This window comes from Thalassococcus profundi (genome assembly GCF_003344785.1).
Classification (GTDB): Bacteria; Pseudomonadota; Alphaproteobacteria; order Rhodobacterales; family Rhodobacteraceae; genus Puniceibacterium; species Puniceibacterium profundi.
In genome coordinates this window covers 291,297-307,028 of sequence record NZ_QPMK01000001.1, presented here as the reverse complement: position 1 = coordinate 307,028, position 15,732 = coordinate 291,297, and the positions used below count along the sequence as shown (strand labels likewise).

Genomic DNA, 15,732 nt, shown 5'->3' with positions numbered 1-15,732 from the left:
AGTCAAATTCAGATAATGGAATATAATGAGAGGTCAAGGGTCCGCCGCGGCGATGGCCTCGCGGCAGCGCGCGACCATGAAATCCGAGAAGACCTGGACCTTGGGATCGCGCAGCCGCCGCGACGGGGTCAGGCAGGCCAGTTGCGCAGGGTAGGGCGGGGTCGCCGCGGCCACCGGCACCAGCGCGCCGCTGCGCAGGTGCTCGGCCACTTCGAAACGGGGCTTGAGCACGATGCCGCAACCGGCCACCGCCCAGTCGGTCAGCACCTCGCTGTTGTCGGTCTCCAGCGATCCGGCGATTTCATAGCGTCGCGGGCCGCCGTCGGTCTGCAAGGTCCACTGGAATTCCCGCGCGCCGGGGAACCGCAGGTTGAGGCAGTCGTGCCCCTCTTCGACCAGCGCCGCGCCGCTTTCCGGATTGCCGCGCCGCGCGATGTAGGATGGCGCCGCCAGCAGCAGGCGGGGGCAATCCGAGATCATCCGGACCTTGAGATCCGAATCGACCAGCGGTCCGAGGTGGAAGGCCATGTCGAGCCCCTCGGCGGTCACGTCCACCACCCGGTCCGAGAGCCGCAGTCGAAGGTTGATCTCGGGGTATTCGGCGCGGAAGGCGGGCAGGGCCGGGGCGATGATCCGGCGTCCGATGAACAGCGGCGCCGAAACGAAGAGCGTGCCCTTGGGCGATTGCGTCGCCTCCATCACCGTGCCCTCGGCGGCCTCGATCGCGTCGAGAATGCCGCGCGCGCCGTCGTAGAACATCTGCCCGTGCTCGGTGGGGTGCAGCGCCCGCGTGGTGCGGTTGAAGAGCCGCACGCCAAGGTGCTTTTCCAGCTCCGCAACCCGGCTCGACGCGACTGCGGGCGAGGTCCGCTGGTCCCGGGCCGCGGCCGACATGCTGCCCAATTCGTAGACACGCAGGAACATGCGGATGTTGTTTACATAGGCCATTTCGACTTTCGCATGATTTTTGAAACTGCTTGGTGATTTCAATGATTAACAAACAAGTCCTCGCCCGTATAGCGTGACGGCATCACGGGACAGGAGCAGACAATGTACGATCTGGCAGCAATGGGCGCATGGTTGGAATTCGCCATAAGATGGCTGCATGTCATCACCGCGATCGCCTGGATCGGGTCGTCCTTCTACTTCATCGCGCTGGACCTGGGCCTGCACCGCGACCGTAATCTGCCGTCGGGCGCCGATGGCGAGGAATGGCAGGTGCATGGCGGCGGGTTCTACCACATCCAGAAATATCTGGTGGCGCCGGATCACATGCCGGGCGGGCTGATCTGGCACAAATGGCAAAGCTATTCGACCTGGCTGTCGGGCTTCGCGCTGCTGGCGCTGGTCTATTATCTCGGCGCGGAATTCTATCTGATCGACCCCGCCGTGATGGATCTGACGCGCTGGCAGGCGGTGGGCATCTCGCTCGCTTCGCTGGGGTTGGGCTGGGTCGCCTATGACCTGATCTGCAAGAGCCGCTTTGGCGAGGACAACACGCGGCTGATGATCCTGCTCTACGTCATCCTCGTCGGGATGGCCTATTTCTACACCAGCGTGTTCTCAGGCCGTGCGGCGCTGCTCCACCTAGGCGCCTTTACCGCCACGATCATGAGCGGCAACGTCTTCTTCACCATCATCCCGAACCAGAAGATCGTCGTCGACGACCTGATCGCGGGCCGCACGCCGGATGCGAAATACGGCAAGATCGCCAAGCAGCGCAGCACCCACAACAACTACCTCACCCTGCCGGTGATCTTCCTGATGCTGAGCAATCACTATCCGCTGGCTTTCGCATCCGAATACAACTGGCTGATCGCGTCGCTGGTGTTCCTGATGGGGGTGACGATCCGGCACTATTTCAACTCGATGCACGCACGTACGGGCCAACCAACCTGGACCTGGGCGGTCACGGCGATCCTGTTCATTCTCATCATGTGGCTGAGTACCGCGCCGATGTTCCGCGCCGATGCCGATATGGCCGGGTCGCCGGAACAACGGTTCGCGCAGGCCCAGGGATTCGATCACGTGCAGGATATCGTTCTTGGCCGCTGCTCCATGTGCCACGCGGCAGAGCCGTTCTGGGACGGGATCCTGTGGCCGCCAAAAGGTGTCCGTCTGGACGATGCCGCGCAGATCGCCGGAAATGCGCGGGCCATCTATCTGCAATCCGGTCTCAGCCACGCGATGCCGCCGGGCAACGTCAGCTACATGGAAGAGACCGAGCGCGCGGCGATCCGCGCGTGGTACGACGCCGCGACGGGCGGGTGAGCGTCAGCGCCCGGCGATCAGAGAGACCGGTGTAAACCAGGTGCGGGCGAAATCGTCGCCGTAGACGGCGGCGATGGTGTCGAAGGTGATACGCGGAACGAGCATGAGAGCCTCCTGCATGTCGATTGAACTGCGTCAATAACTATAGCAATAATCTTAAAGTTCCATTGCGACCAATGAACTATTGTTGCGTTAATAAATTTCCGTGATCTGGCGGCAATTCGGCCACGGGTCAAGAGCCGGGATCGGAACGCGACAAGGCAATTCCGTCGTTCCAGAATCGTCCCGAGCCTGCTAGGTCTTGTGGCATGAACACCCATGTCCCCAATATGCGCCCTGTCATACGACAGCTGGACGATGCGGCCGTCAACCGCATCGCCGCTGGAGAAGTGGTCGAGCGCCCGGCCTCGGCGGTCAAGGAGCTGATCGAGAACGCCATCGACGCCGGCGCGCGCCGCGTCACGGTCGAGATCGCCGATGGCGGAAAGACCCTGATCCGGGTCACGGACGACGGCTGCGGCATGACACCGGACGACTTGCCGCTGGCCCTGTCGCGGCACGCCACCTCCAAGATAGACGGCTCCGACCTGCTCGACATCCAGTCCTTCGGCTTCCGCGGCGAGGCGTTGCCGTCGCTGGCCGCGGTCGGGCGGCTCACCATCACCAGCCGCGCCGCCGGGTCCGAGGCCTGCGAGATCACGGTGAGCGGCGGCGAGGCGGGCAAGGTGCGGCCCTCGGCGCTGAACGGCGGCACGGTGGTCACCCTGCGCGATCTCTTCTACGCGACGCCGGCGCGGCTCAAGTTCCTGCGCAGCGACCGGGCCGAGACCCAGGCCGTGGGCGAGGTTCTGCGACGTCTGGCCATGGCCGAACCGGCGGTCGGGTTCACCCTGCGCGACGTGTCGGGCGGTGGCGACGGGCGCGTGACCTTCCGCGCCGACCCGCTGACCGGCGACCTTTTCGATGCGCTGCGCGGGCGCCTGGGGCAGGTCATGGGGCGCGAGTTCACCGAGAACGCGCTCGCCATCGACGCCGAGCGCGAAGGGTTGAGGCTGACCGGCTTTGCCGCCCTGCCGACCTATTCGCGGGGCTCTGCCGTGGCGCAGCATCTTTTCGTCAATGGCCGACCGGTCCGCGACAAGCTGCTGATCGGCGCCCTGCGCGGGGCCTATGCCGATTTCCTCAGCCGCGACCGGCACCCGGCGGTGGCGCTTTTCGTCGATTGCGACCCGCACAAGGTCGACGTGAACGTGCACCCGGCAAAGTCCGAGGTGCGGTTCCGCGATCCGGGCCTTGTGCGCGGCCTGATCATCTCGGCCCTGCGTCACGCGCTGGCCGAGGCCGGACATCGCGCCTCGTCGACCGTCGCGAACATGACCCTTGGCGCGATGCGGCCCGAACCGGCCGGGCCGCGAGTCTACCAGATGGACCGCCCCAGCCTTGGCGCGCGGCAGGCGGCCCACGTGGCCCAGGCCCCCGGCTTTGCCGAAATGGAGACGGCCTACAGCGGCCGCACCGTGGCCCCGGTCGAGGAAAGCCCGCAAGGGCTTGAGGAGACGGCGCAGCCGCTGGGCGCCGCCCGCGGGCAGGTGCACGAGAACTACATCATCGCCCAGACCCCTGACGGCATGGTCATCGTCGATCAACACGCCGCCCACGAACGGCTGGTCTACGAAAAACTCAAACGCCAGATGGCCGGAACCGGCGTCGCTGCGCAGGCGCTGCTGATCCCCGAAATCGTCGAGCTATCCTCCGACGACGCCGCCCGGTTGCTCGACATCTCGGACGATCTATACCGCATGGGTCTTGGCATCGAACCTTTCGGCGGCGGGGCCGTCGCCGTGCGCGAAACCCCCGCGATCCTGGGCGAGGTCAATGCCGAGGCGCTGTTGCGCGATGTGCTGGACGAACTGGCCGACACCGGATCGAGCGCGCTGGTGCAGGAAAAGATCGAAGCGATCCTGAGCCGCGTCGCCTGCCACGGCTCCATCCGCTCGGGCCGCGTCATGCGCGCCGAAGAGATGAACGCGCTCCTGCGCGAGATGGAGGCGACGCCGCATTCCGGCCAGTGCAATCACGGCCGGCCCACATACGTGGAACTCAAGCTGGCCGATATCGAGCGGCTGTTCGGGCGCACATGATCACCTTCGGCGACACCACCTTCGACCTGAACGATCCCTTTGTCCTGCTGGCGCTTGCGGGTTTTGCCGCGCTGTGCCTGATCGCCGTGCTGCTGATCCTCGCCCTGCGCGCGGCAGGACGTTCGGCGCGTCTGACCGAGCCGCTGGCGGCGCAGATCGGCCATATGGGCCAGACGGTGAAGGGCTTGGGCGACGGGCAGGAACGGCTGGCGGGCGGGCTTCACCACGTCAGCGAGGCGCAGGCCAAAAGCCAGACCGCGATGCTGCAACTGATGGAGCAGCGGCTCGCGCAGGTGCAAAGCCAGATGACCGAGAACCTGCATGGCTCGGCCCGCCGCACGGCGCAATCCTTGGGCGATCTGCAACAACGGCTGGAAAGCATCGACAAGGCGCAGGCCAACATCACCAAGCTGTCGGGCGACGTGCTGTCGTTGCAGGATATCCTCAGCAACAAGCAGACGCGCGGGGCGTTCGGGGAAATCCAGCTGACCGACATCGTCGGCAAGGCGCTGCCCAAAGACAGCTACACGCTGCAGGCGACGCTGTCGAACAGCCGCCGGGCCGATTGCCTCATTCACCTGCCGAATCCGCCGGGGCCGATCTGCATCGACAGCAAGTTCCCGCTGGAGGCTTACGAACAGCTGCGCCGGGCCGAGACGCAGGAACAGCTGACCCGCGCCGCGCAGGCGCTGCGGCTGGCGGTGCGCAAGCACATCAAGGACATTTCCGAACGCTACATCATCGAAGGCGAGACCGCCGACGGCGCGCTGATGTTCCTGCCCTCCGAAGCGGTCTATGCCGAGCTGCACGCCAACTTTCCCGAGATCGTGCGCGACGGTTTCGCCGCCCGGGTCTGGATCGTCTCGCCCACCACCTGCATGGCGACGCTCAACACCATGCGCGCGATCCTCAAGGATGCGCGGATGCAGGAACAGGCGGGCGCGATTCGCCGTGAACTGGGGCTGCTTTACGCCGATGTGGATCGTCTGGGCAGCCGGGTGGAGAACCTGGATCGACATTTCGGGCAGGCGTCCAAGGACATCGCCGAGATCAAGATCAGCGCCGATAAGGCCGGGCGGCGCGCGCGCAGGCTCGACAATTTCGACTTCGAAGAGCTTGAGGCCGAAGCGCAAAGCCGTGTCGTGCCGCTGGAAAAACCCTTCCGCTGACGCCGCGCTGCAGCGCGATTTCCCTGTCAAATTCGCCCTTTACTTGCATTTTGTGCGCGACACATGGTCTGCTGCCTGAAAAGGGAGGAATCTGTGCCGCCAATGCGCCCACAGACAAGATCGTTCAACGTTAAGCGTTTTTGCCATGCACCAGACGCATCAATGCTATGCATCTGCGGAACTGCCCTTGGGGAAAGACCTGTGCTAGGGACGACGCGACCGCGGAAAACCGTGAAAATCAATATTCTTCGGCGTATGCGGTGGAACGTTTAACGCTGAACGAATTCCTCGCCGCAACGGCGGCGCGACACGAAGGGAGAGGTCGATGAAAGACAGCCAGAACGATATCGATCCGATTGAATCCGGCGAATGGCGGGAAGCGATCGAAGACGTGATCATGCGCGACGGTCCCGACCGCGCGCATTTCCTGCTCGACAAGGCCGTGCAGCAGGCGCGCGCCGCCGGTGCGACCCTGCCGTTTTCAGCCACGACGCCGTATCAGAACACCATCTCGCCAGATGACGAAGTCGACATGCCCGGCGATTACGAAACCGAATGGCGCATCCGCACGATCAACCGCTGGAACGCCATGGCGACGGTCGTCCGCCGCAACAAGGAAAGCAGCGAATACGGCGGTCACATCGCCTCCTTCGCCTCCTCCGCGGCGCTGTACGACGTCGGTCTGAACCATTTCTGGCGCGCGAGATCCGCCATGCATGGCGGCGACCTGGTGTTCTTCCAGGGTCACGTCGTCCCCGGCATCTATGCCCGGTCCTTCATGGAGGGCCGGATCAGCCAGGATCAGCTGGAATCCTTCCGCTCCGAAGTGTCGGGCAGCGGGCTGTCCTCCTATCCACACCCTTGGCTGATGCCGGATTACTGGCAGTTCCCGACGGTCAGCATGGGCCTCGGCCCTCTGATGGCGATCTACCAGGCGCGGTTCATGAAATACATGCACAACCGCGGCCATATCGACATGGGCGACCGCAAGGTCTGGTGCTTCCTCGGCGACGGCGAGATGGACGAGCCCGAAAGCCTGGGCGCCATCAACCTCGCCGCGCGCGAGGGGCTCGACAACCTCATCTTCGTGGTGAACTGCAACCTGCAACGGCTCGACGGTCCGGTGCGCGGCAACTCCAAGATCGTGCAAGAACTCGAAGGCGCCTTCCGCGGCGCCGGCTGGGACGTGATCAAGCTGCTCTGGGGCCGCGGTTGGGACGAATTGCTGGAAAAGGACACCTCGGGCAAGCTGCGCCAGCTGATGGATGAAACCATCGACGGCGACTACCAGACGTTCAAATCCAAGGACGGCGCCTATATCCGCGAGCATTTCTTCGGCAAGTATCCCGAAACCGCCGAACTGGTGGCCGACTGGTCCGACGACCAGATCTGGGGCCTGCGCCGCGGCGGACACGACCCGAAAAAGGTCTACAACGCCTTCCTGCGCGCCACCAAGACCGAAGGCCAGCCGACCTGTCTGCTGGTCAAGACGGTCAAGGGCTACGGCATGGGCACCGCCGGTGAGGGGCAGAACACCACCCACCAGCAGAAGAAGATGCAGGACGAGCAGCTGCGCGCCATGCGCGACCGCTTCAAGATCCCGGTGGACGATGCCGACATCAAGAACGCGCCCTTCGTCAGCCTGAACAACGCGCAAAAGGCCTACATGACCGAACGTCGCCGCGAACTGGGCGGTGAGTTCCCGAAACGCGACTGGCGGGACGCGCCCAAGCTCGAGGTGCCGCAGCTGTCGGCCTTCAAGGGCCAGCTGGAATCCACCGGCGACCGCGAGATTTCCACCACAATGGCCTTTGTCCGCATCCTGACCACGCTTCTGCGCGACAAGAAGGTGGGCAAGAACGTCGTGCCGATCGTGCCGGACGAATCCCGCACCTTCGGCATGGAAGGGCTGTTCCGGTCCGTGGGCATCTACAATCCGCTGGGGCAGAACTACACGCCCCAGGATGCCGACCAGATGATGTTCTACAAGGAAAGCAAGGACGGCCAGGTCCTGCAGGAAGGCATCAACGAAGCCGGCGCCATGGCGGACTGGATCGCCGCGGCGACGTCCTACAGCACCCACGGCGTGCCGATGATCCCGTTCTACATCTACTACTCGATGTTCGGCTTCCAGCGCATCGGCGATCTGGCCTGGGCCGCCGGCGACAGCCGCGCGCGCGGCTTCATGCTGGGCGGCACGGCGGGCCGGACCACGCTGAACGGCGAGGGCCTGCAACACGAGGACGGGCACAGCCACATCCTCGCGGGCACCATCCCGAACTGCATCAGCTACGATCCGACCTTCAGCTACGAGGTCGCGGTGATCGTGCAGCACGGGTTGCAGCGCATGTTCGTCGATCAGGAGGACGTGTTCTTCTATCTCACCCTGATGAACGAGAACTACCACCATCCCGAGATGCCGATGGGCGCCGAGGAGGGCATCATCAAGGGCCTTTACCGGATGCAGAAGACCGCGAAGCCCGCGAAGAAGCATGTGAACCTCATGGGATCGGGCACGATCCTGGTGCAGGCGATCAAGGCGGCCGAGATGCTCAAGGAGGACTTCGGTGTCACCTCGGACATCTGGTCCGCGACCAGCTTCAACGAACTGGCGCGCGACGGCCAGGATTGCCTGCGCCACAACCGTCTGAACCCGCTGGCGGAAGAGCGCGTGCCCTACGTCACCCAGGTGATGGACGGCCTCAAGGGTCCGGTGATCTGCGCCACCGACTACATCAAGAACTACGGCGAACAGATCCGCGCTTTTGTCCCGAACCGGTTCACGGTGCTGGGCACCGACGGTTTCGGCCGATCCGACAGCCGGGTGAACCTGCGCAAGTTCTTCGAGGTGGACGCCAACCACATCGCCGCGGCGGCGATGGTGGACCTCTACCGCGACGGGGCCGTGTCCGAGAAGGACCTCGAGAAAGCCCTGAGCAAATATGACATCGACGGCGGCAAGCCGAACCCGCGCCTGGTCTGAGACGGCGGAACGAGGAGACAAGACTATGACGACAGACGTAAAAGTCCCCGATATCGGCGATTTCAGCGATGTGCCGGTGGTGAGCATCCTGGTTTCGGTCGGCGACACCGTGGCCAAGGAAGACGCGCTGATCGAGCTCGAGAGCGACAAGGCGACGATGGAAGTGCCGTCGCCCGCTGCCGGCAAGGTCAAGGAGATCAAGGTCTCCGAGGGTGACAAGGTGTCCGAAGGCACGGTCATCATGATCTTCGAAGAAACCTCGGGCGGCGACTCGCCGGCCAAGGAAGAGAAAAAGGAAGAGCCAAAGAAGGACGCGCCGAAGCAGGAAGCACCGGCAGCATCCTCCGCACCGGCGCCCGCTTCGGCTCCGGTCACCGACGCCGGCTTTTCCAAGGTCCACGCCTCGCCGTCGGTTCGCGCCTTTGCGCGCCGGGTCGAGATCGACCTCAACAAGGTCAACGGCAGCGGTCGCAAGGGTCGCATCCTGCGCGAAGATGTCGAAAAGGCGATGAAGAGCCAGGTCGCCCCCTCCGCCGGTGGCGGCGCTGTCGCGGGCGGCATGGGCATCCCGCCGATCCCGGCGGTGGATTTCTCCAAGTTCGGGCCCATCGAAGAGGTGGAAATGTCCCGGATCAAGAAGATCTCGGGCCCCGCGCTGCACCGCTCCTGGCTCAACATCCCGCATGTCACCCACAACGACGAGGCGGACATCACCGAACTCGACAAGTACCGCAAGGAGATGGACACCCAGGCCAAGGAAGACGGCTACCGCGTGACACTGCTGTCCTTCGTCATCAAGGCCAGCGTCTCGGCGCTCAAGCAGCACTGGGAGTTCAACAGCTCGATCCACCCCGACGGCGACAAGCTGATCAAGAAGGATTTCTACAACATCGGGTTTGCCGCCGATACGCCCAACGGCCTGATGGTTCCGGTCATCAAGGATGCCGACCGCAAGGGGCTGGTGGAGATTTCCAAGGAACTGATGACCCTGTCGAAAGCCGCCCGCGACGGCGAGCTCAAGTCCAAGGACATGCAGGGCGCCACCTTTACCATCTCGTCGCTGGGCGGGATCGGGGGCACGTCCTTCACGCCCATCGTCAACGCGCCCGAGGTGGCGATCCTGGGCCTCACCCGGTCCAAGATGGCGCCGGTCTGGAACGGGTCCGAGTTCGAGCCGCGCCTGATGCAGCCTCTGTCGCTCAGCTACGATCACCGCGCGGTGGACGGCGCGCTTGCCGCACGCTTCTGCGTGACGCTCAAGACGCTGCTCGGCGACATGCGCAAGTTGATGTGGTGAGGGGGTAGAGATGGATATCAAAGTACCCGATATCGGTGATTTCAAGGACGTGCCGGTGGTCTCGATCCTCGTCTCCGTCGGCGACACCGTCGCCAAGGAAGACGCTCTGATCGAGCTGGAGAGCGACAAGGCGACGATGGAAGTCCCGTCGCCCGCCGCCGGCACGGTCAAGGAAATCAAGGTCAGCGAAGGCGACAAGGTGTCCGAGGGATCGGTCATCATGGTCTTCGAAGGCGCCGACGCCGATGACGGCAAGGCCGAGGAGGCGCCGAAAGGGGCCGAGGAGGCCCCCAAGGAAGCACCGAAATCCGTCGCCGCCTCGGGCACCGCGTCCGGCAAGGGCGACATGCACGCCGAGGTGGTCGTCCTTGGCTCCGGCCCCGGCGGCTACTCCGCGGCCTTCCGTGCCGCGGACCTGGGCAAGAGCGTCATCCTGATCGAACGCTATCCGACCTTGGGCGGTGTCTGCCTCAACGTCGGCTGCATTCCGTCCAAGGCGCTGCTGCACGTGGCCAAGGTCATCACCGAGGCCGAGGAAATGGGCAGCCACGGCGTCAGCTTCGGCAAGCCCAAGATCAAGCTCGACGACCTGCGCGACTTCAAGGACGGCGTGGTCAAGCAGCTCACCGGCGGCCTTTCGGGTCTGTCCAAGGCGCGCAAGGTGCAGGTGGTGCAGGGCTACGGCAAGTTCACCGGACCCAACATGATCGAAGTCGAGGGCGACGACGGCACCAAGACCGTCAGTTTCGACCAGTGCATCATCGCTGCCGGGTCCGAGGCGGTGAGACTGCCCTTCATCCCGCATGACGACGAGCGGGTGATCGACAGCACCGGTGCGCTGGAGCTCAAGGACATCCCCAAGCGAATGCTGGTTCTGGGCGGCGGCATCATCGGTCTGGAGATGGCCTGTGTCTACGACGCGCTCGGCTCCAAGATCACGGTCGTGGAACTGATGGACCAGATCATCCCCGGCGCCGACAAGGACATCGTGAAGCCCCTGCACACCCGCATCAAGGGCCGCTACGAGAACATCCTGCTCAAGACCAAGGTCAAGAACGTCGAGGCGCAGAAGGGTGGCCTCAAGGTGACCTTCGAGGATGAGAAGGGCGAGGAATCCACCGATACCTTCGACAAGGTGCTGGTCGCCGTGGGCCGCAAACCCAACGGCAAGCTGATCGACGCCGAAGCGGCGGGCGTCGCGGTGGACGATCGCGGCTTCATCGCCGTCGACAACCAGCAGCGCACCGGCGTGCCGCACATCTTCGCCATCGGCGACGTTGTGGGCCAGCCGATGCTGGCGCACAAGGCGGTGCATGAAGGCAAGGTCGCGGCAGAGGTCTGTGCCGGCGAAAAGCGGTTCTTCGACGCGAAGCTCATCCCCTCGGTGGCCTATACCGACCCCGAGGTCGCCTGGTGCGGCCTCACGGAAACCGAGGCCAAGGCCAAGGGCGTGAAGTTCGAAAAAGGCGTCTTTCCTTGGGCCGCCTCGGGCCGGTCGCTGTCGAACGGCCGCAGCGAGGGCGTGACCAAGCTCCTGTTCGACCCCGAGGACCAGCGCGTCATCGGTTGCTGCATCGTCGGCACCAATGCCGGTGATCTGATTTCCGAAGCGGCGCTGGCCATCGAGATGGGGGCGGATGCGGTCGACCTCGGCCACACCATCCACCCGCACCCGACCCTGTCGGAAACGGTGAACTTCGCCGCCGAGATGTTCGAGGGCACGATCACCGACCTGATGCCGCCGAAGAAGAAAAAGCACTGAGCGGTATAGACGAACCAAACCGGAAAGCGGGCCAGCGATGGCCCGCTCTTTGCATTTCGTGGTGCAACTTGTGTTTAAGCTCCTTTCGGGCCTGACGCTATGTCCGGCAAAGCCTCCCCAAGACATCTTCGGAAGGCCTCCGCGCCGGAGGTCGGCTTGCCACATGTCAGCCAGATGGGGTTGGCCTTGCGCAGGGCGCTTCCGGTCGCTTCTCTGCCATGGATCGCCGAAAAAGCGTCACCCACGCGATATCGCCTGCGACACTGGCTCGCCCCGATGACCCTATGCACGCACAAGGTGCAAAGTGACGGCCCACGCCTCTGAACGCCGCAAAGAGGTCCTGCGCCCTCACCGATCGGCGCGCGCCAAAATCACCTCTTTCTAATCATCGAAATGGGAGCGCAGCCGTTCATGGGTCTGGCACCCCTCGGGCTGAGGCTTTTGATTGTACCTGCCCCCAAGATTGCAGCTCAGATTTATGACTTTCTGAAGGTCTCTGCTTTGAATGGACCCTTCATCAGCATACTGACGAATAAACTCGATATAATCGAGGTAGTTTCTGCCGTGGTGATCGGGTGTATTGATTATGCCAGCAAGGTCATCAACCCTGCCCGCCTCGATGTATTTGTCAGCAATCTTTTTGAGATAGAAACTTGAATTTGGGATGTAGTGGGAAATCAGCGGAATAAGGCGAATACTATCCCTATATGGATCGCCCTCCTTAAAATTGTTATTTCTGCACTCGACGTTGCGAAGGGCCGCATGAATGGCGTCCAGTTCTTTGTCCCCACAGTCAGTAAAGAAGTTCATGATATCATCATCAAAATTCTCAACATCATCCATTCTGCTGCAAAGGCTGTGAATGCTGGCAATCGGTCGGCAATAAGAATTGATATAATCAGTCACCCTCGTGACGGATTCAGACCCCATCAAAGCTGGTCCGCAATTGATGCAGTCATTTTCGGACCAGGCAGATCTTGGTGTGGTCATGACAATGGTCATGCACCCGATCATCAACGATACTCTCAGCGCTTTGATCATAATCAATCTTTTCCTTCCTGTCGGGCGTCGTGTCGGGCGGTTGGCGCTTGCCGGCGCTGTCCGGGGGGTCAGGCTATCGCGTCATGAGGTGCAGTCAATTGTCCTATCCCGGAGCGGTGGGGTGAGGGTTTTCCACTCGCCACTTTCAAGACTGCACCGTCGGGGCCTCGCGGCGCTGTCACTCCGGGTTCGGAGTGGATAGAGCGCTCCGAGCCCTTGGCCCAACTTGCACAACGACATGCAAAGGGCTGGCAGCGATGGCCTGTTTCCTTTTTCGACGGCCAAGTCGGGGACCCGCGGCGGACCCTTGCCACGCGCCGCGGCGCGCCCTATGCCTGAGGCAATCACCTGACAGGGGGAACGCATGGCGCAAGACGATCCCAAGACTCTGGTTTCGACCGACTGGCTGGCCCGGCATCTCAAGGATCCGGACCTGCGGATCCTCGACGGCAGCATGTACCTGCCCGGGTCGGATCGCGATGCGCGGGCCGAATACGATGCGGCCCATATCCCCGGCGCGCGGTTCTTCGACATCGACGACATCAGCGACCACCGGTCGGACCTGCCGCATATGGCGCCGCCGGTCGAAAAGTTCATGTCGCGCCTGCGTGCGCTCGGGGTCGGCGACGGGCATCAGGTCGTGGTCTACGACGGGTCGGGCCTGTTTTCCGCCGCCCGCGTCTGGTGGCTGTTCCGGCTGATGGGGCAGGACAACATCGCCGTGCTCGACGGCGGTTTCCCGAAATGGCAGGCCGAAGAGCGCGAGGTCGAGGATCTGCCGCCCGTCGTGCGTGACCGGCACATGACCGTGCGCCGCCAGAACGGGCTGGTGAAGGACGTGACGCAGGTCAGCGCAGCCGCCAAGCTCGGCGATACCGAGATCATCGACGCCCGGTCCGCCGCGCGCTTCCGTGGGGAAGCGCCGGAACCCCGTCCGGGCCTGCGCGCGGGTCATATCCCGGGGTCGAAGAACGTGCCCTATACCTCGCTGCTGAACGACGACGGCACGATGAAGGACATGGACGCCCTGCGCGCCGCCTTCGAGACCGGCGGCGTCGATCTGGCTAAACCCGCCATCACCACCTGCGGCTCTGGCGTGACGGCGGCCGTGCTGTCGCTGGCGCTGGAACGCCTCGGCAAAACCAACCATTCGCTTTACGACGGGTCCTGGTCCGAATGGGGCATGTCCCCGACCCTGCCCGTCGCCACCGGAGACACCTGATGTTCGAAACGCTGAAAGAGCAACCCGCCGACAAGATCCTGATGCTGATGCAGGCCTACAAGGAGGATCCGCGCGACACCAAGATCGACCTTGGCGTGGGCGTCTACAAGGACACCAGCGGCAACACCCCCATCATGCGCGCCATCAAGGCCGCCGAAGGCAAGCTGCTCGAGACCGAGACCACAAAGGCCTATACCGGCCTTGCCGGCGATCCCGGCTTTTCCGACGCCATGGTCAATCTGGTGCTGGGCGATGCCGTCCCCCGCGACACCGTCGCCGCGGCGGCCACTCCCGGCGGCACGGGTGCCGTGCGCCAGGGCTTCGACATGATCCGGTCCGCCAATCCGCAGGCGCGTGTCTTCGTCAGCGACCCGACCTGGCCCAACCACCTGTCGATCCTCAAGCACATGGGGATCGAGATGGTCCCTTACCGCTATTTCGACGACGAGACCCGCGGCGTCGCTTTCGACGCCATGCTCGAGGATATCGGCAAGGCGAAAAAGGGTGACGTGGTGCTGCTGCACGGCTGCTGCCACAATCCCACCGGCGCCAACCTCAACATGAGCCAGTGGAAAGAGGTCGTCGCCAGCCTGCAAAAGACCGGCGCCACCCCGATGATCGACATCGCCTACCAGGGCTTCGGCGACGGGCTGGATGCGGATGCGGCAGCGACCCGGCTGGTGGCCTCGTCGGTGCCGGAATGCCTGATCGCGGCCAGCTGTTCGAAGAATTTCGGCATCTACCGCGAACGCACCGGCCTGCTTATGGCGGTGTCGCAGGATGCCTCGGCCAGGAAACTGAACCAGGGCACGCTGAACTACCTCAACCGGCAGAACTTCAGCTTTCCTCCCGATCACGGCGCGCGGCTGGTGACTATGATCCTGAGCGACGACTCCCTGCGCGCCGACTGGATGGCCGAGCTCGAGGAGATGCGGACCCTCATGCTGTCGTTGCGCGAACAGCTGGCATCGGAATTGCAGCGGCTGTCGGGGTCGGACCGCTTCGGCTTCATCGCCCAGCACCGCGGCATGTTCTCGCGCCTCGGCACCACGCCCGAGATGGTGGAAAAACTGCGCGCCGATCACGGCATCTACATGGTCGGGGATTCACGGCTGAACATCGCGGGTCTGAACAAGAATACCGTGCCGATCCTCGCCAAGGCCATCGTCGACGTCGGCATCTGATCCGGGTCTGTCCCGATTCCCCAAAGCGAGGCCCCCGGTATCGACCGGGGGTCTTTTCGTGTCGTGCTCCGAGGGGGTCAGCCGTCGTGGGCGGCAAGGCTGTCCTTCGGTGCTTCGGCGCGGTCGAACATGCCGTAGTCGCGCAGCACGTGGCAGACCTTGAGCCGGTAGTCCGAGAACACGCCCTTGCGCCCGCGCGACTGCGCGCCGCGATGCGCGGCCAGTTGCCGCCAGCGCTGTACTGCGTCCTCGTCCTCGAAAAAGCTGATCGACAGCAGCTTGCCCGGGTTGGTCAGGCTCTGGAACCGCTCGACCGAGAGGAAGCCTTCGACCTCTTCGACCATCGGCCGCATGGTGGCGGCGATATCGAGGTATTCGTCCTTCTTGCCCTCGGCGGGGATGACTTCGAAGATGATGGCGATCATGGCGGTCCTCCTGTGGCGCGCATCCTGCACAGGCGGCGGATGGGTGCAATGGGGTGGGCTATGCCGCGGCACGGAAAAAGGGCCGCCTTGGTGGCCGCCGTGCCAGCGTCATGCCGAAGGTGAGGAGGCACGCGGATCTTATCAGCGCGGAATCAAGACGGCCAGAGGCCGCCGCCGCGCATCGCCGGGCCGCCCCTCGGCACGGCGATTTGGCGAAGCTGGGGACGAGGCTGAGCC

At 63.8% G+C, this 15,732-nt stretch carries 11 protein-coding genes; 8 read left to right on the top strand and 3 right to left on the bottom strand.

The window, feature by feature from the left end:
* Positions 1-33: 33 nt before the first annotated feature.
* The gene (locus DU478_RS01355; protein WP_114509122.1) at positions 34-948 is read right to left on the bottom strand and encodes a LysR family transcriptional regulator; all 915 of its coding nucleotides are present in this window, start codon (positions 946-948) and stop codon (positions 34-36) included.
* Positions 949-1,050: 102 nt separating this feature from the next.
* On the opposite strand from DU478_RS01355, the gene DU478_RS01350 reads away from it, so the two are divergent.
* The 6 genes from DU478_RS01350 (at position 1,051) to lpdA (ending at position 11,623) form a co-directional block, all read left to right on the top strand.
* The gene (locus DU478_RS01350; RefSeq protein ID WP_114509121.1) at positions 1,051-2,271 is read left to right on the top strand and encodes a urate hydroxylase PuuD; all 1,221 of its coding nucleotides are present in this window, start codon (positions 1,051-1,053) and stop codon (positions 2,269-2,271) included.
* Positions 2,272-2,579: 308 nt separating this feature from the next.
* The gene (mutL, locus tag DU478_RS01345) at positions 2,580-4,412 is read left to right on the top strand and encodes a DNA mismatch repair endonuclease MutL (RefSeq protein WP_114509120.1); all 1,833 of its coding nucleotides are present in this window, start codon (positions 2,580-2,582) and stop codon (positions 4,410-4,412) included.
* Positions 4,409-5,581 carry a DNA recombination protein RmuC gene (locus tag DU478_RS01340; protein ID WP_114509119.1) on the top strand — a complete coding sequence of 391 codons (1,173 nt, stop codon included), beginning with the start codon at positions 4,409-4,411 and terminating at the stop codon, positions 5,579-5,581. Before mutL ends, DU478_RS01340 begins: the two co-directional genes overlap by 4 nt.
* 325 nt (positions 5,582-5,906) lie before the next feature.
* A complete protein-coding gene (aceE, locus tag DU478_RS01335) occupies positions 5,907-8,564 on the top strand; it encodes a pyruvate dehydrogenase (acetyl-transferring), homodimeric type (RefSeq protein WP_114509118.1) in 2,658 nt (885 codons plus the stop codon).
* Between the two features lie 25 nt (positions 8,565-8,589).
* Positions 8,590-9,861: a dihydrolipoyllysine-residue acetyltransferase gene (gene aceF, locus DU478_RS01330; protein ID WP_233501079.1), complete on the top strand. Its 1,272-nt coding sequence runs from the start codon at positions 8,590-8,592 to the stop codon at positions 9,859-9,861.
* A gap of 10 nt (positions 9,862-9,871) precedes the next feature.
* On the top strand, positions 9,872-11,623 hold the full coding sequence (lpdA, locus tag DU478_RS01325) for a dihydrolipoyl dehydrogenase (RefSeq protein WP_114509116.1): 1,752 nt from the start codon (positions 9,872-9,874) through the stop codon (positions 11,621-11,623).
* A 381-nt stretch (positions 11,624-12,004) separates the two neighbouring features.
* On the opposite strand, the gene DU478_RS01320 is transcribed toward lpdA, so the two are convergent.
* The gene (locus DU478_RS01320; protein ID WP_114509115.1) at positions 12,005-12,664 is read right to left on the bottom strand and encodes a hypothetical protein; all 660 of its coding nucleotides are present in this window, start codon (positions 12,662-12,664) and stop codon (positions 12,005-12,007) included.
* Between the two features lie 364 nt (positions 12,665-13,028).
* On the opposite strand from DU478_RS01320, the gene sseA reads away from it, so the two are divergent.
* A complete protein-coding gene (gene sseA / locus DU478_RS01315) occupies positions 13,029-13,886 on the top strand; it encodes a 3-mercaptopyruvate sulfurtransferase (RefSeq protein ID WP_114509114.1) in 858 nt (285 codons plus the stop codon).
* Positions 13,886-15,070 (top strand): amino acid aminotransferase, encoded by a 1,185-nt coding sequence (locus DU478_RS01310; RefSeq protein ID WP_114509113.1) that lies wholly within the window; start codon positions 13,886-13,888, stop codon positions 15,068-15,070. Before sseA ends, DU478_RS01310 begins: the two co-directional genes overlap by 1 nt.
* A gap of 77 nt (positions 15,071-15,147) precedes the next feature.
* Here the strand turns inward: DU478_RS01310 and DU478_RS01305 are convergent, their stop codons facing one another.
* Positions 15,148-15,495 (bottom strand): antibiotic biosynthesis monooxygenase family protein, encoded by a 348-nt coding sequence (locus DU478_RS01305; RefSeq protein ID WP_114509112.1) that lies wholly within the window; start codon positions 15,493-15,495, stop codon positions 15,148-15,150.
* Positions 15,496-15,732: the final 237 nt, after the last annotated feature.

Excerpts from the sequence above, each read along its gene's own strand:
- DU478_RS01355 (WP_114509122.1), bottom strand. The coding sequence starts at position 948 with ATGGCCTATGTAAACAACATCCGCATGTTCCTGCGTGTCTACGAATTG.
- DU478_RS01350 (WP_114509121.1), top strand. The coding sequence starts at position 1,051 with ATGTACGATCTGGCAGCAATGGGCGCATGGTTGGAATTCGCCATAAGA.
- mutL (WP_114509120.1), top strand. The coding sequence starts at position 2,580 with ATGAACACCCATGTCCCCAATATGCGCCCTGTCATACGACAGCTGGAC.
- DU478_RS01340 (WP_114509119.1), top strand. The coding sequence starts at position 4,409 with ATGATCACCTTCGGCGACACCACCTTCGACCTGAACGATCCCTTTGTC.
- aceE (WP_114509118.1), top strand. The coding sequence starts at position 5,907 with ATGAAAGACAGCCAGAACGATATCGATCCGATTGAATCCGGCGAATGG.
- aceF (WP_233501079.1), top strand. The coding sequence starts at position 8,590 with ATGACGACAGACGTAAAAGTCCCCGATATCGGCGATTTCAGCGATGTG.
- lpdA (WP_114509116.1), top strand. The coding sequence starts at position 9,872 with ATGGATATCAAAGTACCCGATATCGGTGATTTCAAGGACGTGCCGGTG.
- DU478_RS01320 (WP_114509115.1), bottom strand. The coding sequence starts at position 12,664 with ATGATCAAAGCGCTGAGAGTATCGTTGATGATCGGGTGCATGACCATT.
- sseA (WP_114509114.1), top strand. The coding sequence starts at position 13,029 with ATGGCGCAAGACGATCCCAAGACTCTGGTTTCGACCGACTGGCTGGCC.
- DU478_RS01310 (WP_114509113.1), top strand. The coding sequence starts at position 13,886 with ATGTTCGAAACGCTGAAAGAGCAACCCGCCGACAAGATCCTGATGCTG.
- DU478_RS01305 (WP_114509112.1), bottom strand. The coding sequence starts at position 15,495 with ATGATCGCCATCATCTTCGAAGTCATCCCCGCCGAGGGCAAGAAGGAC.